General features: G+C 69.0%; 18 protein-coding genes. 11 read left to right on the top strand and 7 right to left on the bottom strand.

Features of this window, described 5'->3' with window-relative positions:
* The first annotated feature begins 31 nt into the window (after positions 1-31).
* Genes ACR80S_RS00060 through ACR80S_RS00070 form a run of 3 tightly spaced genes read left to right on the top strand, consistent with a single transcriptional unit; the run spans position 32 to position 1,684 of the window.
* Complete coding sequence (locus ACR80S_RS00060; RefSeq protein ID WP_435401204.1) at positions 32-343, top strand: BolA family protein; 312 nt, start codon at positions 32-34, stop codon at positions 341-343.
* The gene (locus ACR80S_RS00065) at positions 340-1,149 is read left to right on the top strand and encodes a hypothetical protein (RefSeq protein ID WP_435402226.1); all 810 of its coding nucleotides are present in this window, start codon (positions 340-342) and stop codon (positions 1,147-1,149) included. The genes ACR80S_RS00060 and ACR80S_RS00065 overlap by 4 nt, the downstream gene beginning before the upstream one ends.
* 28 nt (positions 1,150-1,177) lie before the next feature.
* Complete coding sequence (locus ACR80S_RS00070; protein ID WP_435402227.1) at positions 1,178-1,684, top strand: GNAT family N-acetyltransferase; 507 nt, start codon at positions 1,178-1,180, stop codon at positions 1,682-1,684.
* Between the two features lie 12 nt (positions 1,685-1,696).
* Here the strand turns inward: ACR80S_RS00070 and ACR80S_RS00075 are convergent, their stop codons facing one another.
* Positions 1,697-1,891, bottom strand: a complete 195-nt coding sequence (locus tag ACR80S_RS00075) for a cell division protein ZapB (RefSeq protein ID WP_435401207.1) — start codon at positions 1,889-1,891, stop codon at positions 1,697-1,699.
* 158 nt (positions 1,892-2,049) lie between these two features.
* Positions 2,050-2,706, bottom strand: coding sequence for a 16S rRNA (guanine(966)-N(2))-methyltransferase RsmD (rsmD, locus tag ACR80S_RS00080; protein ID WP_435401208.1), 657 nt, complete (start codon positions 2,704-2,706; stop codon positions 2,050-2,052).
* A 90-nt stretch (positions 2,707-2,796) separates the two neighbouring features.
* On the opposite strand from rsmD, the gene ftsY reads away from it, so the two are divergent.
* The 4 genes from ftsY to rpoH all read left to right on the top strand — a co-directional run bounded on the left by ftsY (position 2,797) and on the right by rpoH (position 6,770).
* Positions 2,797-4,122, top strand: coding sequence for a signal recognition particle-docking protein FtsY (gene ftsY, locus ACR80S_RS00085; RefSeq protein ID WP_435401209.1), 1,326 nt, complete (start codon positions 2,797-2,799; stop codon positions 4,120-4,122).
* Positions 4,119-4,787 (top strand): cell division ATP-binding protein FtsE, encoded by a 669-nt coding sequence (ftsE, locus tag ACR80S_RS00090; protein ID WP_435402228.1) that lies wholly within the window; start codon positions 4,119-4,121, stop codon positions 4,785-4,787. Before ftsY ends, ftsE begins: the two co-directional genes overlap by 4 nt.
* Positions 4,784-5,761, top strand: coding sequence for a permease-like cell division protein FtsX (gene ftsX / locus ACR80S_RS00095; protein WP_435402229.1), 978 nt, complete (start codon positions 4,784-4,786; stop codon positions 5,759-5,761). The genes ftsE and ftsX overlap by 4 nt, the downstream gene beginning before the upstream one ends.
* A gap of 142 nt (positions 5,762-5,903) precedes the next feature.
* The gene (rpoH, locus tag ACR80S_RS00100; RefSeq protein ID WP_435402230.1) at positions 5,904-6,770 is read left to right on the top strand and encodes an RNA polymerase sigma factor RpoH; all 867 of its coding nucleotides are present in this window, start codon (positions 5,904-5,906) and stop codon (positions 6,768-6,770) included.
* 152 nt (positions 6,771-6,922) lie between these two features.
* On the opposite strand, the gene slmA is transcribed toward rpoH, so the two are convergent.
* The 5 genes from slmA to coaBC form a co-directional block, all read right to left on the bottom strand.
* Entirely contained in the window at positions 6,923-7,534 is a 612-nt protein-coding gene (gene slmA, locus ACR80S_RS00105; RefSeq protein ID WP_435401213.1) for a nucleoid occlusion factor SlmA, read from the bottom strand.
* 7 nt (positions 7,535-7,541) lie between these two features.
* Positions 7,542-8,441 (bottom strand): acetylglutamate kinase, encoded by a 900-nt coding sequence (gene argB / locus ACR80S_RS00110; protein ID WP_435402231.1) that lies wholly within the window; start codon positions 8,439-8,441, stop codon positions 7,542-7,544.
* Between the two features lie 78 nt (positions 8,442-8,519).
* Positions 8,520-9,914, bottom strand: coding sequence for a phosphomannomutase/phosphoglucomutase (locus ACR80S_RS00115; protein ID WP_435402232.1), 1,395 nt, complete (start codon positions 9,912-9,914; stop codon positions 8,520-8,522).
* A gap of 41 nt (positions 9,915-9,955) precedes the next feature.
* Positions 9,956-10,435, bottom strand: coding sequence for a dUTP diphosphatase (gene dut / locus ACR80S_RS00120; protein WP_435401216.1), 480 nt, complete (start codon positions 10,433-10,435; stop codon positions 9,956-9,958).
* 29 nt (positions 10,436-10,464) lie between these two features.
* On the bottom strand, positions 10,465-11,772 hold the full coding sequence (coaBC, locus tag ACR80S_RS00125; protein WP_435402233.1) for a bifunctional phosphopantothenoylcysteine decarboxylase/phosphopantothenate--cysteine ligase CoaBC: 1,308 nt from the start codon (positions 11,770-11,772) through the stop codon (positions 10,465-10,467).
* Positions 11,773-11,885: 113 nt separating this feature from the next.
* Between coaBC and radC the strand changes: the two genes are divergently transcribed.
* From radC to mutM, 4 genes are all read left to right on the top strand, one after another.
* On the top strand, positions 11,886-12,560 hold the full coding sequence (radC, locus tag ACR80S_RS00130) for a RadC family protein (protein WP_435401218.1): 675 nt from the start codon (positions 11,886-11,888) through the stop codon (positions 12,558-12,560).
* 328 nt (positions 12,561-12,888) lie between these two features.
* Positions 12,889-13,125 carry a 50S ribosomal protein L28 gene (gene rpmB, locus ACR80S_RS00135; protein ID WP_435401219.1) on the top strand — a complete coding sequence of 79 codons (237 nt, stop codon included), beginning with the start codon at positions 12,889-12,891 and terminating at the stop codon, positions 13,123-13,125.
* A 27-nt stretch (positions 13,126-13,152) separates the two neighbouring features.
* Positions 13,153-13,308, top strand: coding sequence for a 50S ribosomal protein L33 (gene rpmG / locus ACR80S_RS00140; protein ID WP_290909083.1), 156 nt, complete (start codon positions 13,153-13,155; stop codon positions 13,306-13,308).
* 118 nt (positions 13,309-13,426) lie between these two features.
* Positions 13,427-14,257, top strand: coding sequence for a bifunctional DNA-formamidopyrimidine glycosylase/DNA-(apurinic or apyrimidinic site) lyase (mutM, locus tag ACR80S_RS00145; RefSeq protein ID WP_435402234.1), 831 nt, complete (start codon positions 13,427-13,429; stop codon positions 14,255-14,257).
* The last annotated feature ends 17 nt before the right edge of the window (positions 14,258-14,274 follow it).

Here is a 14,274-nt window from a genome sequence, read left to right on the forward strand (position 1 = left end):
CATCAACTTTCATCAGTTCGGGGAAGCCTCCATGAGCATTCAGGCCACCATCGAAGAGAAGCTGCAGGCCCTCGCGCCCGTCTTTCTGGCGGTGGAGAACGAGAGCCACCGACACAACGTTCCGGCTAATTCCGAGACCCACTTCAAGGTGACCCTCGTCTCCGAGCGCCTCGAGGGGCTGATGCCGGTCAAGCGCCATCAGCAGGTCTACGCCCTGCTGGCCGATGAGCTGGCCGGTCCGGTCCACGCCCTGGCGCTGCACCTCTACACGCCTGCCGAATGGCAGGCGAGCGGGCAGAGCCGCCCCGACTCCCCCGACTGCCGAGGCGGCAGTAAGCCGTGACCACCGAGCCGCAGCGGCTCCAGTACCTGGAGGCCATGGGCCTGACGGCCTGGGTGGCGCGCTATGCGCTGCCCAACGCCCGCCCGACCCCGGCCTGCGAGTGGGAGCTGCCCGAGGCAGCGCCCGCCGAGGCCCCGGGAGAGCGCCTGCACGCGCTGCTGGATGAGGCTCGAGAGGCGCCCGCGGCGCGCCCCGCCGAGCCGAAACCGTCGCGGGCGGCGCGCGCTCCGAGGCCCGGCATGGCGCGGGCGCTGCTCGAGGAGCCCCCGGCGCAGCAGGCGCCGGCGCCTATCGAATCGGCTGCCGCCGAGCCGCGAGCCCCTCAGGAGCCGCTGCGCTTCGCCTTCCAGGCGGCCTGCCTGGAGGGCCGCTGGCTGCTGCTGCTGGCCGGTGAGCATCCTCCTGGGCGCACCGAGCTCCAGCTGCTGGCCAACCTGCTGCGTGCCGCCGGGATCGCCGCGCCGCTGCCGGTCTTCCAGCCGTTCCTGTGGCCCATGGAAGAGGGGCTGACGGCGCATGAGCCCCTAGAGGAGGCTCGCGAGGGGCTGCAGGCCTTCATCGCCGGCGCCCGCCGGCGCGGCTGGTCGCCCGAGCGGCTGCTGCTGTTCGGCGAGGACGAGGCCCTCGAACAGGTGCTGTCGCTGCAAGCCGAGCGGTGTCCGCTGCTGGAACTGCCTGCCTGGCAGGGGCCAGCGTTGAACGAGATGGCTGCCAGCGCCGAGGCCAAGCGGGGACTGCTGCCCCGGCTCCTGGCCTGGGGCGAGGCGTGGCGAGACTCCTCCGAGCCGCCGCCGGATGAGCGCTAGGTCGACATCTGAAAAAAAGTTGTGGCTGGTGCGCCTGACCGCGGCCGACCTAGCGCCGATGGTGGCGCTGGAGGCCGCCCACGGGTGGCCGATGGGCGGCTCCGAGGTTCAGCTGGCGGCCACCCTGGCAGACGCCTCCGTCGCGGTATTCGGCCTGATGGCCAGTGAGACCCTGGCGGGCTATGCGGTGGTGGTCCGGCTGCCCTTCGAGGCGGAGCTGCAGGCGATCCTGGTGGACGAGACCCACCGCGGCCAGGGCCTCGCCCGGCGGCTGCTCGCCGCGGTGGCCGACCAGGCCTGCGACTGGGGCAGCGAACGGCTGCTGCTGGAGGTGCGGGCGGGCAATACGCCGGCCATCGCCTTGTATCGAGCCGCTGGGTTCCGGGAGGACGGCCTTCGCCGGGGCTACTACCCGCCGCGGCCTTCTGATGACCAAACGCCGGAAACGACACCGCCCCGGCCTACCGGGGCGGTGGGCAGCGCCGCCCGGGAGGATGCGCTGCTGATGTCGCTGTCGCTGAACGCGCAGCAGTGAAGCCGCGTTTTGTCAGGCGGTCTCGGTAGACTCGATTTCCTCCAGCTTGCTCAGCACGCCGGTCAGGCGGCGCTCCCACTCCTCGTGCTCCTGCTTCAGGCGGGTGTTTTCCTCGCGCAGCTCCTCGGCTTCCATCTTCAGCAGTTCCAGGGCCTCGACGGCACTGGTGACCTTCTGCTCGAGGCGGGTGAAGAGTTCATTGCTCATGCTGTTCTCCTGATGTCCTTCCGGGATGGCCCTTCGATATGGTCCTTTTGGAACGGTCCTTCGTGAACAGTCCTCGAGGCCGAGCCGGCGCCCCGGGGCGGGGCGAGGTTGCTTGATCGATAAGTGAATGGGCAGCAGCGTAACGCCGAGCCCCGGCCTCAGCAAGCGTCGTCGTGCGGCGACGTGTCACGCCGGTAGAGTCGGCCGTGGCTGTCGCCGGCGCGCACCTCGCGGTGTAGCCGCCAGGTCGCCGGTACCGCTGGCGCCAGGCCCGCTTCGCACTCCAGGTAGATGAAGGCGGCCTCCTCCAGCCAGCCCGCCTCCAGGGCCGCACCGCAGGGCTCGGCGAGCCCCTGGCGGAAGGGCGGGTCGAGGAAGACCAGTGAGCAGGGCGTCGGCGGGCCGGCCAGGAAGGCCGCGGCGTCGGCGGTGACGACCCGGCCACGCTCGGTGGTGCCCAGGGTCGCCAGATTCTCCACGAGCTGGCCGGCCACCCGGGCGTCGCGCTCCACGAAGGTGGCTTCGCGGGCGCCGCGGGAGAGCGCCTCCAGGCCGAGCGCCCCGGTGCCGGCGAACAGGTCCAGCACCCGGGCGCCGGGCAGGGCGGCGGTGAGCCAGTTGAACAGGGTCTCGCGGACCCGGTCCGGCGTGGGGCGCAGGCCGGGGCTGTCGAGCACCGGCAGCAGCCGGCGGCGGTAGTCGCCGCCGATGATCCGCAGCCGCCCGGCGCCCCGGCGGCCACCGGCACTCCTGCCACCATGAGGGCGGCCAACGGCGGACTTTCCCGTGCGGGAGGGGGGAGGGCGTCGAGTCATGACGGGCATTGTAACGGGCGGCTTATCCACAGTCATGGTGGGCGGTGGTAGGATGTGGCGATTCGTTCACCCGCGAGGCTGATTCTGTCCATGTTCGGTTTTTTCAAGCGCAAGAAGCAGCAGCAGGAACACGAGGCGACCCGCGACGAGCAGGAGCGCCAGGAAGAGGCCGTCGAGGCGTCCGAGGAGGGCGAGGGCGCGGACGAGACCCGCGTCCGCTCCGAGCCCGAGGGTGTCGAGCCCGCCGAGCCGCCCATTAAGGAAGCGCTCGAGAAGCGCGCCGAGATCGAGGCGGCGCCAGCGCCGGAACCGGAGCGTCAGCCGGAGCCCGAGCCCGAGGCCCTCGCCGTGGCGACAGAGGCGCCCGAGCTCGAGCCCGAGGCCCTCGCCGTGGCGACAGAGGCGCCCGTGGCTCAGCCCGAGCCCGAGCCCGCTCGCGCCGCGCTGCAGGAGAAGCCCGTCGCCGGCGAGAAGAAGGGCTGGTTCTCGCGCATCAAGGCCGGCCTCGGCAAGACCCGCGCCAACCTCACCGATGGCCTGGCGGATCTGTTCCTCGGCAAGAAGCAGATCGACGACGACCTGATGGAGGACCTCGAGACCCAGCTGCTGCTGGCGGACGTGGGCATCGAGGCCACCACCGAAATCATCGACCGGCTCACCGTGCGCGTCTCCCGCAAGGAGCTCCAGGACAGCGAGGCGCTCTATCGCGCCCTGCAGGAGGAGCTGTCGGCCATGCTGGAGCCGGTCAGCCAGCCGCTGGTCCTGCCGCCCAAGGGCACGGGCCCCTTCGTGATCCTGGTGGTGGGCGTCAACGGCGCGGGCAAGACCACCACCATCGGCAAGCTCACCCAGCGCTTCCAGCGCGAGGGGCGCAGCGTGATGCTGGCCGCCGGCGACACCTTCCGGGCCGCGGCGGTGGAGCAGCTCAAGGTGTGGGGCGAGCGCAACAAGGTGCCGGTGATCGCCCAGCACACCGGCGCCGACAGCGCCTCGGTGATCTTCGACGCCGTGGCCGCCGCCAAGGCGCGCGGCGTCGACGTGCTGATCGCCGACACCGCGGGTCGCCTGCACAACAAGTCCCACCTGATGGAGGAGCTCAAGAAGGTCCACCGGGTGATGGGCAAGGTGGATGCCAGCGCCCCCCATGAGGTGATGCTGGTGCTCGACGCCGGCACCGGCCAGAACGCCCTGGCCCAGGCCAGCACCTTCAACGAGGCGGTGCCGATCACCGGGGTGACCCTCACCAAGCTGGACGGCACCGCCAAGGGCGGCATCATCTTCGCCCTGGCCAAGCAGATGAGCACGCCGATCCGCTTCATCGGCGTCGGCGAGTCCCTGGATGACCTGCGGCCCTTCGTGGCCCGCGAGTTCGTCGACGCCCTGTTCGACCGCGACGGCAACGACGACGCGGCATGATCGTCTTCGAGCACGTGGGCAAGCGCTACGGCGGGCGCTTCGAGGCGCTCGCCAACCTCGACTTCCGCGTGCGCCGCGGCGAGATGGTGTTCCTGACGGGCCACTCCGGCGCCGGCAAGAGCTCCTTGCTGCGCCTGGTCATGCGCCTGGAGCGCCCCTCCCGCGGGCGCATCCTGGTGGCCGGCCATGACATCGATCGGCTCCACGCCAGCCAGGTGCCTTTCTACCGTCGCCAGATCGGCGTGGTCTTTCAGGACCACCAGCTGCTCCATGACCGCTCGATCTTCCACAACGTGGCGCTGCCCCTGGAGATCCAGGGGGTTGAGCCCCGCGAGTCGGCGCGCCGGGTGAGGGCGGCGCTTGACAAGGTGGGGCTGCTGCACCGCGAGCGCGCGCTGCCCATCGAGCTCTCCGGCGGGGAGCAGCAGCGCGTGGGCATCGCCCGGGCGGTGGTCAACAAGCCGCCGCTGCTGCTGGCCGACGAGCCCACTGGCAACCTCGACCCCCAGCTCTCCGCCGACATCATGACGCTGTTCGAGGACTTCAACCGCATCGGCACCACGGTGGTGATCGCCAGCCACGACCTGGCGCTGATCGCTCGTCTGCGCCACCGCATCCTGCGCCTGCGCGACGGCCGGCTGGTGGCCGACCAGGAGGCCGCATGAGCCGCCGTCCCGCCCCGCCGCCGCCCCGCGGTGCCCGCACCCACCGAACCCGCTCGTCGAGCCGGGCGCGCGGCTGGCTGCGCCACCACCGGGCCATGGCACTGGACAGCGCCTGGCGGCTATTGCGCACCCCCATCGGCAGCCTGGTGACCATGCTGGCCATCGCTATCGCCCTGGTGCTGCCGGCGGCGCTGTGGCTGACCCTGGATGGCGCCAGACTGCTGGATGCCGAACTCACCGAGAGCGCCACCCTGACCGCCTATCTGGAGCACCACGTGGACGAGGCCCAGGCCGAGCGCATCGAGGAGGCGCTGGCCGCCCATGAGGGCGTCGGCCGCACCCGGCTGATCACCGCCACCGAGGGCATGGCGGAGTTCCAGCAGGCGCTGGGGCTGGCCGACGCCCTGGGGCGCCTGGAGGCGAATCCGCTGCCGGCCAGCGTGGTGGTCACCCCTGCCGACCCCTCGCCGGTGGCGGTGCGGGCCCTGGCCGGTGAACTCGAGGCGATGACGGGGGTCGAGGAGGTGCGCCTGGACCTGGCCTGGATCGAACGGCTGCGCCACCTGGCGGAACTGGGGCGTCGCGTCGCCCTGGCGCTGGCGGTGCTGTTCGGCGGCGGGGTGCTGCTGGTGGTGGGCAACACCATCCGCCTTGCGGTGGAGAACCGCCGCAAGGAGATCGAGGTGGTGACCCTGATCGGCGCCACCCACGCCTTCGTGCGTCGCCCCTTCCTCTACAGCGGGGCCTGGTACGGGCTGGGCGGTGGCCTGCTGGCCTGGGGGCTTTTGACGCTGGGCAGCGAGTGGCTGGCGGCCCCGGTCGCGGCCCTGGCGGCCAGCTACGGCGCCAGCTTCAGCCTGCCGCGGCTGGGGGTGGACGGTTCTGCTATGCTGGTGGGCTGTAGTATACTGCTGGGCTGGCTGGGGGCCTGGATCGCGGTGAGCCGCCACCTCGCCGAGGTGAAGCCGCGTTAGCGGCACGAGGCCCGCGATTCGTCCCCGGAGCGCCTGGAATCCACGCCTTGTGGCAGGGTTTCACGGAACATATTCCGGTGATTGGCGTCGAATATAGATGAACCCCAATGAACTCTTGGGCTGACAAGGAGACATCCTGCACATGAGCACCAGTCTTCTTCCGGTGGGCCAACTCTCCCCGGGACATGACCTCAATGGATACCTCAAGGCGGTAAGCAGCATTCCGATGCTGACCGCCGACGAAGAGCGTGACCTCGCCTATCGCCTGTATGACGAGGGCGATCTGGAGGCGGCTCGCCGCCTGGTCGTGTCGCACCTGCGCTTCGTCGTGCATATCGCCCGCAGCTACTCCGGCTACGGCCTGCCCCAGGCAGACCTGATCCAGGAGGGCAACGTCGGCCTGATGAAGGCGGTCAAGCGCTTCGATCCCAATCAGGGCGTGCGACTGGTCTCCTTTGCGGTGCACTGGATCAAGGCCGAGATTCACGAGTTCGTGCTGCGCAATTGGCGCATCGTGAAGATCGCCACCACCAAGGCCCAGCGCAAGCTGTTCTTCAACCTGCGCGGCGCCAAGAAGCGCCTGGCCTGGCTGAGCGGCGATGAGGTCGACGCCATCGCCAAGGATCTCGACGTGAAGCCCGAGGTGGTTCGCGAGATGGAGGGGCGTCTCTCCTCCCACGACGCCGGCTTCGATGCCGCCCCGGGCGAGGATGACGAGAGCAGCTGGCAGGCGCCGGTGCACTATCTCGATGACGCTTCCGCCGATCCCGCCACTCGCCTCGAGGATAGCGACTGGGAAGACGATTCCACCCGTCGCCTGCAGCTGGCCCTGACCGCCCTGGACGAGCGCTCCCGGGACATCCTGCAGCGCCGCTGGCTGCTCGACGAGAAGGCCACCCTGCACGAACTGGCCGATGTCTACGGCGTCTCCGCCGAGCGGATCCGCCAGATCGAGAAGAATGCCATGAAGAAGCTTCGCGAGCAGATTGGTGATGCTATGGTCGCTTGATCTTGGGCGTTACGCTGGATGAGCGGTGCTGGCAGTCAAGTCCGACATGTAGTGACAAGGAGCAAGCGACAAGGTAACCCCTTGGCTTGCTCCTTTTGTTTCCAGATATCCTGACCTTTGTTTGGCCCTTGGCCCTTGGCCCTTGGCCCTGCTTACGCTGGCTGCGGGCTCTCCTTGAGCAACTGGGCGGAGATCAGTGCCCACTGCGCCTCCCAGTGCTCGGTGGGGCGGCGCTTGAAGTCGCTGCGCACGTACTGGCTGATGCGCCCCTCGGCGGCGGCCAACAGCAGATTGGCGGCCGCCGAGGCGGGCAGGGTGAGGCGCCGCCCCTCGCGAAGCTCCGCCTCGCGAAGCACCTGCTTGAGTTGGGTCTCGAGCCGCTCGAAGAGCTGGTGAATTCGCACCCGCAGGCGCGCCGTCTCGCCGGTGAGTACGCCACCGTCGAGTAGCCGGGAGAGCCCGGGGTTCTTCTCGGCGAAGGCCAGCAGCAGGGTGAGCAGCGCCCCGCAGCGGGGCAGCGCCTCGGGGCTCTCCTCGAGGATGCGGGTGATACGCGCGAACAGCGTCTCCTCGATGAACTCGATGAGCCCCTCGAACATGCGAGCCTTGCTGGGGAAGTGGCGGTAGAGGGCGGCCTCGGAGACACCGACCTGCTTCGCCAGGGCGGCCACGGTGATGCGCTTGCCGCTGTCCTCCTCCAGCATCAGCGCGAGCGCCTGCAGGATCTGCTCGCGGCGGCTGGGCGTGGGGGTTGCCTGCGTCATGGTGTTGTCAGCTTTCGTCGGTGATCAGGGTGCCAACGCCGGCGTTGGTGAAGATCTCCAGCAGGATAGCATGGGGCACCCGGCCGTCGATGATATGCGCGCTCTTCACCCCGCCCTTGACCGCCTCCAGGGCGCAGCGGATCTTCGGCAGCATGCCGCCGTGGATGGTGCCGTCGGCAATCAGTTCGTCCACCTGGGCGGTGGAGAGCCCGGTGAGCACCTCGCCCTCGGCGTTCATCAGGCCGGCCACGTTGGTCAGCAGCATCAGCTTCTCGGCGCCCAGCGCCTCGGCGACCTTGCCGGCGACGAGATCGGCGTTGATGTTGTAGCTGTGGCCCTCGGCGTCGACCCCGATGGGGGCGATGACCGGGATGAAGTCGCGCTCGGCAAGCATCTCGATCAGGTCGGTGGAGATATGCTCCACCTCGCCCACGTGGCCGATGTCGATGATCTCGGGGACGGTCATCTCCGGGGTCTGGTGCTGCACCTTGAGCTGGCGGGCGCGGATCTGGCTGCCGTCCTTGCCGGTCAGACCGATGGCCTTGCCGCCGCTCTGATTGATCAGGTTGACGATGCCCTTGTTGACCAGGCCGCCGAGCACCATCTCCACCACGTCCATGGTCTCGGCGTCGGTGACCCGCATGCCGTTGACGAAGCGCGACTCGATGTTGAGCTTCTTCAGCAGGTCGCCGATCTGCGGCCCGCCGCCGTGGACCACCACCGGATTGATGCCCACTTCCTTCATCAGCACGATGTTGCGCGCGAAGGAGTCGATCAGGGTGTCCTCGGTCATGGCGTTGCCGCCATACTTCACCACCACGGTCTTGCCGGTGAAGCGCTGGATGTAGGGCAGCGCTTCGGAGAGCACCTCCACCACCAGGCGCGGGTCGCGGGTCTGTTCGGTCATTGCGGGTTCCCTTCTCTTGGTTCCCTTACTTGCCTGGAGCCGCCGCTTACGCGGCGGCGGGTCATCGATGCCGTGGGCTCAGAGCGCCACGTCCAGCTCGGGGGCCACCTTGCTCAGGGCGGCGGCGAACTGCGCCCGGATGCGCTCGAGGGCCGCCTCGGTCTTGCCCTCGAAGCGCAGCACCAGCACCGGGGTGGTGTTGGAGGCGCGGCACAGGCCCCAGCCGTCCGGGTAGTCGACGCGGATGCCGTCCAGGGTGGTCTTCACGCCTTCGTCGCCAAAGTCGCCTTCGCGGGCGAGCCGCGCCACCAGGTCAAACTTGGTCTCGTCGGTGACGGTGATGTTGATCTCCGGCGTGCCCAGATCCTGAGGGTAGCGGTCGAAGAAGGCGTCGGCGTCCAGCGCCTGGCGGGAGAGGATCTCCAGCAGGCGGGCAGCGCCGTAGAGGCCGTCGTCGAAGCCGTACCAGCGCTCCTTGAAGAAGATGTGTCCGCTCATCTCGCCGGCCAGCAGGGCGCCGGTCTCCTTCATGCGCGCCTTGATCAGCGAGTGGCCGGTGCGCCACATCTCGGGCTCGCCGCCGGCCTCATCGATCACCCGCGCGAGGTTGCCGGTGCACTTGACGTCGAAGATCACCTTCGCCCCCGGGTTGCGCTCGAGCATGTCCTCGGCGAAGGCCATCATCAGGTGGTCGGGGTAGATCAGCCGGCCGGAGGGGGTGATCACGCCCAGGCGGTCGCCGTCACCATCGAAGGCCAGGCCGATATCGGCGCCGGTCTCCTTGACGGTGCGAATCAGGTCCACCAGATTCTCGGGCTTGCCCGGGTCCGGATGGTGGTTGGGGAAGGTGCCGTCGATCTCGGCAAACAGCGGGATCGTCTCGGCACCGAGCTTTTCGATCAGCTGCGGGCCCAGCTCGCCGGCCACGCCGTTGCCGCAGTCCACCACCGCCTTGAGCGGGCGCGCCAGGCGCACATCGGAGAGGATGCGGGCCAGGTAGGCATTGCGCACGTCCACCTCGCGCACGCTGCCCTGGCCCTCGGCCAGATCCTGCTCGACGATGCGGGTATGCAGGGCGGTGATGGCATCGCCGGAGAGGGTCTCGCCGGAGAGCACGATCTTGAAGCCGTTGTAGTCCGGCGGGTTGTGGCTGCCGGTGACCATCACTCCGGAGGCGGTGCCATCGAGCACATGGGTGGCAAAGTACAGCACCGGGGTCGGCACCATGCCGATGTCGATGACGTCGCGGCCGGCGGCGTTCAGGCCGCGGGTGAGGGCCGCCTGAAGGCGGGGCCCGGAGAGGCGACCGTCGCGGGCCACCACCACGGTGGATTCGCCGCGGGCGGCGGCCTCGCTGCCGATGGCGCGGCCGATCTGCTCGACGGTCGACTCGGTGAGGGTGTCATCGACGATGCCGCGGATGTCGTAGGCGCGGAAGATGGAGGCGGGAACGGTCTGGGTCTCGGCTGTCATGGGTATCCTTGTCCTGTGAGTAGCGTGGGGAGGGCCGGGTGTCAGTGGCGACCGGAGCTGCCGAAGCCGTCGGTGCCACGCTGGCTTTGCTCGAAGTCGTCCACCACCTCGAGCTCGGCCTGCACCACGGGAACAAGCAGATACTGCGCCAGGCGCTCGAAGGGTTGAAGGGTGAAGTGGGTCTGGCCGCGGTTCCACACGGAGATCATCAGCTCGCCCTGGTAGTCGGAGTCGATCAAGCCGACCAGATTGCCGAGCACGATGCCGTGCTTGTGGCCGAGGCCGGAGCGGGGCAGGATCAGGCCGGCCAGCTCCGGGTCGGCGATATGGATGGCGAGTCCGGTGCGCACCAGTTCACACTCGCCGGGCGCCAGCGTCAGGGGCGCCTCGAGCAGGGCACGCAGGTCCATGCCGGCCGACCCGTTAGTGGCATAGCGGGGCATGTGGTCGCGCAGGCGCTCGTCGAGAAGCTTCACGGCCAGGCGGGGTCTGGCGAGGCCAGGTCGGGGAGTATCGGACATCGAGGGGCTTCCAGGGTCGAGAGTCGGGGTCAGGGATGTCGGCGATCCTGCAGGCAGGACAGGGCGCGGCGGATCACCGCCATGGCAAGCCGAGACTTGGGCTGGGGGGCGAGCATTTCCTGGTCGATGCCGTCGCCTTTCGGCAGCGCACCATCCTGCCCGGCCTCTCTGCGCCACAGCACCAGGGCCGCATTGTCGTCGGCGCCGAAGCCGAGACCGGGCCGCGAGACGTCATTGGCGACGATCATGTCGAGCCCCTTGCGGGTGAGCTTGTCGCGGGCATAGGCCTCGAGGTCGCGGGTCTCCGCGGCGAAGCCCACCACGAAGGGGCGGCCCGTCCCTGCGGCGCGTTCGGTGGCAACGGCGGCGATGATGTCGGGGTTCTTGACCAGCCGCAGGGTCAGCCCCTCCTCCCCCTCGACCTTCTTGATCTTGTGCTCGGCGGCGCGCTCGGCGCGGTAGTCGGCCACCGCGGCGCAGCCGATGAAGAGATCGCTGGCTGGCGCCAGTTGCATCGCGGCCTCATGCATCTCCAGCGCCGTCTCAACCTCGAGACGCTCCACGCCCTCGGGGCAGGGCAGGCTGACCGGGCCGCTGATCAGGCGTACTGTCGCCCCCAGTGCCGCCGCGGCCTCGGCCAGGGCGTAGCCCATCTTGCCGGAGCTGTGGTTGGAGAGGTAGCGCACCGGGTCCAGCGGCTCCTGGGTGGGGCCGGCGGTGATGGTCACGGTCAGGCCGGCGGCCTCTTGGGAGGCGGTCGCCGCCGGCGCGTCTTCGGGCGCTGTGAATCGCAGCGCATCAAGGATCGCCTCGGGCTCCAGCATGCGCCCCGGGCCAACGTCGCCGCAGGCCTGATCGCCGCTGGCGGGGCCCAGCAGCCGCCAGCCATCCTCGGCGAGCCGGGCGGCATTGCGCTGGGTTGCCGGATGGCGCCACATGGCCTGGTTCATGGCCGGGGCCATCACCTTCTTGGCGTCGCTGGCCAGGCACAGGGTGGTGAGCAGGTCGTCCGCCATGCCGGCGGCCAGGCGCGCCAGAAGGTCGGCGGTGGCCGGGGCGATCAGGATGGTGTCGGCCCAGCGGGCCAGCTCGATATGGCCCATGCCGGCCTCGGCCTCGGGGTCGAGCAGCGAGGTGCGCACCGGCTCGCCGGTCAGTGCCTGCAGGGTCAAGGGGGTGATAAAGGCTTGGGCGCCCTGGGTCATGACGACGCGCACCTCACAGCCCGCCTGCTTGAGCAGGCGGGCGAGCACGGCACTCTTGTAGGCGGCGATGCCGGCGCTGATGCCGAGCAGGACGCGATGGCCGGTTATCCGGGAGCCGGAAGGCGATGACATGGGCTTGTTCCAGGGTGCTGTTGTCAGCCACCTACCTTACCACCCGCGCCGAACCTTGCGTAGACGAGGGAGTGGCTACACTGAGGAGCAAAGGGCAGGGCAGGGAGGCAACGATGTCGATCAGGGACTGGCCGGAGGGGGAGCGCCCCCGGGAGAAGCTGCTGGCGCTGGGGTCGGAGACGCTGTCGGACGCCGAGCTGCTGGCGATCTTTCTGCGGGTGGGGGTGGCCGGCCGCTCGGCGGTGGACCTGGCCCGGGACTTGCTGCTGGAGTTCGGCGGCCTGCGTCAGCTGCTGGAGGCGGACCGCGAGCGTTTCTGCGCCGCCCGGGGCATGGGCAGCGCCAAGTATGTGCAGCTGCAGGCCACGCTGGAGCTGTCGCGGCGCCACCTGGCCAGCCAGCTGGCACGGGGCGAGGCGCTCACCTCGCCGACCCTGGTGCGCTCCTATCTCTCCAGCCAGCTTCGCCACCTGGGGCACGAGGAGTTCGCTGCCCTCTTCCTTGACAGCCAGCACCGGGTCATCCGCTACGAGTCGCTGTTTCGCGGCACCTTGGACAGCGCCTCGGTCTACCCTCGGGAGGTGGCCCGACGCGCCCTGGAGCTGGGCGCCGGGGCGGTGATCTTTGCCCATAACCACCCCTCCGGCATTGCCGAGCCCTCCGATGCCGACCGGCGCATTACCGACCGGCTGCGCGAGGCCCTCGGGCTCTTCGAGATCCGCGTGCTGGACCACTTCGTGGTGGGCGACGGCGAGGTGGTCTCCTTCGCCGAGCGGGGGTGGCTATAGCGCTGCTCTAACGGCTTCGCTATACTATGTGCCCGGCTGCGCTCGGTTCCCTGGAGTAAACGCCCGGGATTCAGGGTCGCCAGCATGCTCTGCGCCATCGGTTGGCCCCTTGCGCTTTGCCCCATGCGCCTCGTTGCGGCGCCACCTGATGCCCCTGCTGGATCTCCGTTCCGTGCTTGCCCGGCGTGGCGGTCTCTGGTATAAAGTGCAGCCTTTGAATTCCCTTGGGTCAAATTTCACGGGATCTCCCGGTTTGCCCGACAGGTTTTGAACACTCAGGGTTTGCGCCTCAGGCGTCGAACACCTAGCCCAGCGGTTGGAGGCTCCAATGTCAAAAGTATGTCAGGTTACCGGCAAGCGCCCGGTGACTGGTAACAACGTTTCACACTCCCAGCGCAAGACCCGCCGCCGGTTCCTGCCGAACCTGCACTCCCACCGTTTCTGGGTGGAGTCAGAGAACCGCTTCGTCAAGCTGCGCGTCTCTTCCAAGGGCATGCGCATCATCGACAAGAGGGGCATCGAAGCGGTGCTCAGCGACATCCGCAAGCGCGGCGACGCCGTCTAAGCGATAGCCAATCAGGGAGCAGCAGTCATGCGTGACAAGATCAAGTTGGTGTCCAGCGCCGGTACCGGCCACTTCTACACCACCGACAAGAACAAGCGGAACACTCCGGACAAGCTCGAATTCAAGAAGTTTGATCCGGTCGTCCGCAAGCACGTGATGTACAAGGAATCCAAGATCAAGTAAGCCCTGGTCTTCTTCCGCAGGTGTTCCAACCTGTCTGCTTGAACCCGGCTGAGTGATCAGCCGGGTTCAAGCGTTTACAGGCCCCCGCCCTCTGGAAGTGAGTCGAGCGAGCGCGCCGATGCCCGAACTGCCCGAAGTCGAGACCACCCGCCGTGGCATCGCCCCCCATGTGGAGGGGCGCGAGATCAGCGAGGTCATCGTGCGCCAGCCGCGCCTGAGGGTGCTGGTGCCGGCGGATCTGGACGAGCGGCTGGTGGGGGCGCGCATCGGCGAGCTCTCCCGCCGCGCCAAGTATCTGCTGGTGCCGCTTTCCGGCGGAGATGCCCTCGGTGGCACCCTGCTCTGGCACCTGGGCATGTCTGGCAGCCTGCGCATCGTCCGGCTCGGCGAACTGCCGAAGAAGCACGATCATGTGGACCTGGTGCTGGAGGGCGGCGCCATCCTGCGCTATCACGACCCGCGCCGCTTCGGCTTCGTCGACTGGCTGTCCGGCGGCACCGAGCAGGATCCTCGCCTGGCGCGCCTGGGGCCGGAGCCGCTATCGGAGGCCTTCGGCGGTGAGCGGCTGTTCACGCTCTCCCGCGGCCGCCGCGTGGCGGTGAAGCCCTTCCTGATGGACAACGCCGTGGTGGTGGGGGTGGGCAACATCTACGCCGCCGAGGCGCTGTTCATGGCCGGCATCGATCCGCGCCGCGCCGCCGGGCGCATCTCGCGTGAGCGCTTCGATCGCCTGGCCGCCGCCGCCAGGGAGGTGCTGGCCGCCGCCATCACCCAGGGCGGCACCACCCTGCGCGACTTCGTCGGCGGCACCGGCGAGCCCGGCTACTTCAAGCAGCGCCTCAACGTCTACGGCCGCCACGGCCAGCCCTGCCGGCGCTGTGGCGCCGAGCTGCGCCTTGTCACCCTCGGGCAGCGGGCCAGCGTCTACTGTCCCCACTGCCAGACCTGATTTTTCGAGAGATTCCC

The organism is Halomonas salsilacus (assembly GCF_051216275.1).
Taxonomy (GTDB): domain Bacteria; phylum Pseudomonadota; class Gammaproteobacteria; order Pseudomonadales; family Halomonadaceae; genus Halomonas.

What these genes read in the sequence shown, in the direction of transcription:
- ACR80S_RS00060 (WP_435401204.1), top strand. Translation starts at nt 32, where the DNA reads ATGAGCATTCAGGCCACCATCGAAGAGAAGCTGCAGGCCCTCGCGCCC.
- ACR80S_RS00075 (WP_435401207.1), bottom strand. Translation starts at nt 1,891, where the DNA reads ATGAGCAATGAACTCTTCACCCGCCTCGAGCAGAAGGTCACCAGTGCC.
- rsmD (WP_435401208.1), bottom strand. Translation starts at nt 2,706, where the DNA reads ATGACTCGACGCCCTCCCCCCTCCCGCACGGGAAAGTCCGCCGTTGGC.
- ftsY (WP_435401209.1), top strand. Translation starts at nt 2,797, where the DNA reads ATGTTCGGTTTTTTCAAGCGCAAGAAGCAGCAGCAGGAACACGAGGCG.
- ftsE (WP_435402228.1), top strand. Translation starts at nt 4,119, where the DNA reads ATGATCGTCTTCGAGCACGTGGGCAAGCGCTACGGCGGGCGCTTCGAG.
- ftsX (WP_435402229.1), top strand. Translation starts at nt 4,784, where the DNA reads ATGAGCCGCCGTCCCGCCCCGCCGCCGCCCCGCGGTGCCCGCACCCAC.
- rpoH (WP_435402230.1), top strand. Translation starts at nt 5,904, where the DNA reads ATGAGCACCAGTCTTCTTCCGGTGGGCCAACTCTCCCCGGGACATGAC.
- slmA (WP_435401213.1), bottom strand. Translation starts at nt 7,534, where the DNA reads ATGACGCAGGCAACCCCCACGCCCAGCCGCCGCGAGCAGATCCTGCAG.
- argB (WP_435402231.1), bottom strand. Translation starts at nt 8,441, where the DNA reads ATGACCGAACAGACCCGCGACCCGCGCCTGGTGGTGGAGGTGCTCTCC.
- ACR80S_RS00115 (WP_435402232.1), bottom strand. Translation starts at nt 9,914, where the DNA reads ATGACAGCCGAGACCCAGACCGTTCCCGCCTCCATCTTCCGCGCCTAC.
- dut (WP_435401216.1), bottom strand. Translation starts at nt 10,435, where the DNA reads ATGTCCGATACTCCCCGACCTGGCCTCGCCAGACCCCGCCTGGCCGTG.
- coaBC (WP_435402233.1), bottom strand. Translation starts at nt 11,772, where the DNA reads ATGTCATCGCCTTCCGGCTCCCGGATAACCGGCCATCGCGTCCTGCTC.
- radC (WP_435401218.1), top strand. Translation starts at nt 11,886, where the DNA reads ATGTCGATCAGGGACTGGCCGGAGGGGGAGCGCCCCCGGGAGAAGCTG.
- rpmB (WP_435401219.1), top strand. Translation starts at nt 12,889, where the DNA reads ATGTCAAAAGTATGTCAGGTTACCGGCAAGCGCCCGGTGACTGGTAAC.
- rpmG (WP_290909083.1), top strand. Translation starts at nt 13,153, where the DNA reads ATGCGTGACAAGATCAAGTTGGTGTCCAGCGCCGGTACCGGCCACTTC.
- mutM (WP_435402234.1), top strand. Translation starts at nt 13,427, where the DNA reads ATGCCCGAACTGCCCGAAGTCGAGACCACCCGCCGTGGCATCGCCCCC.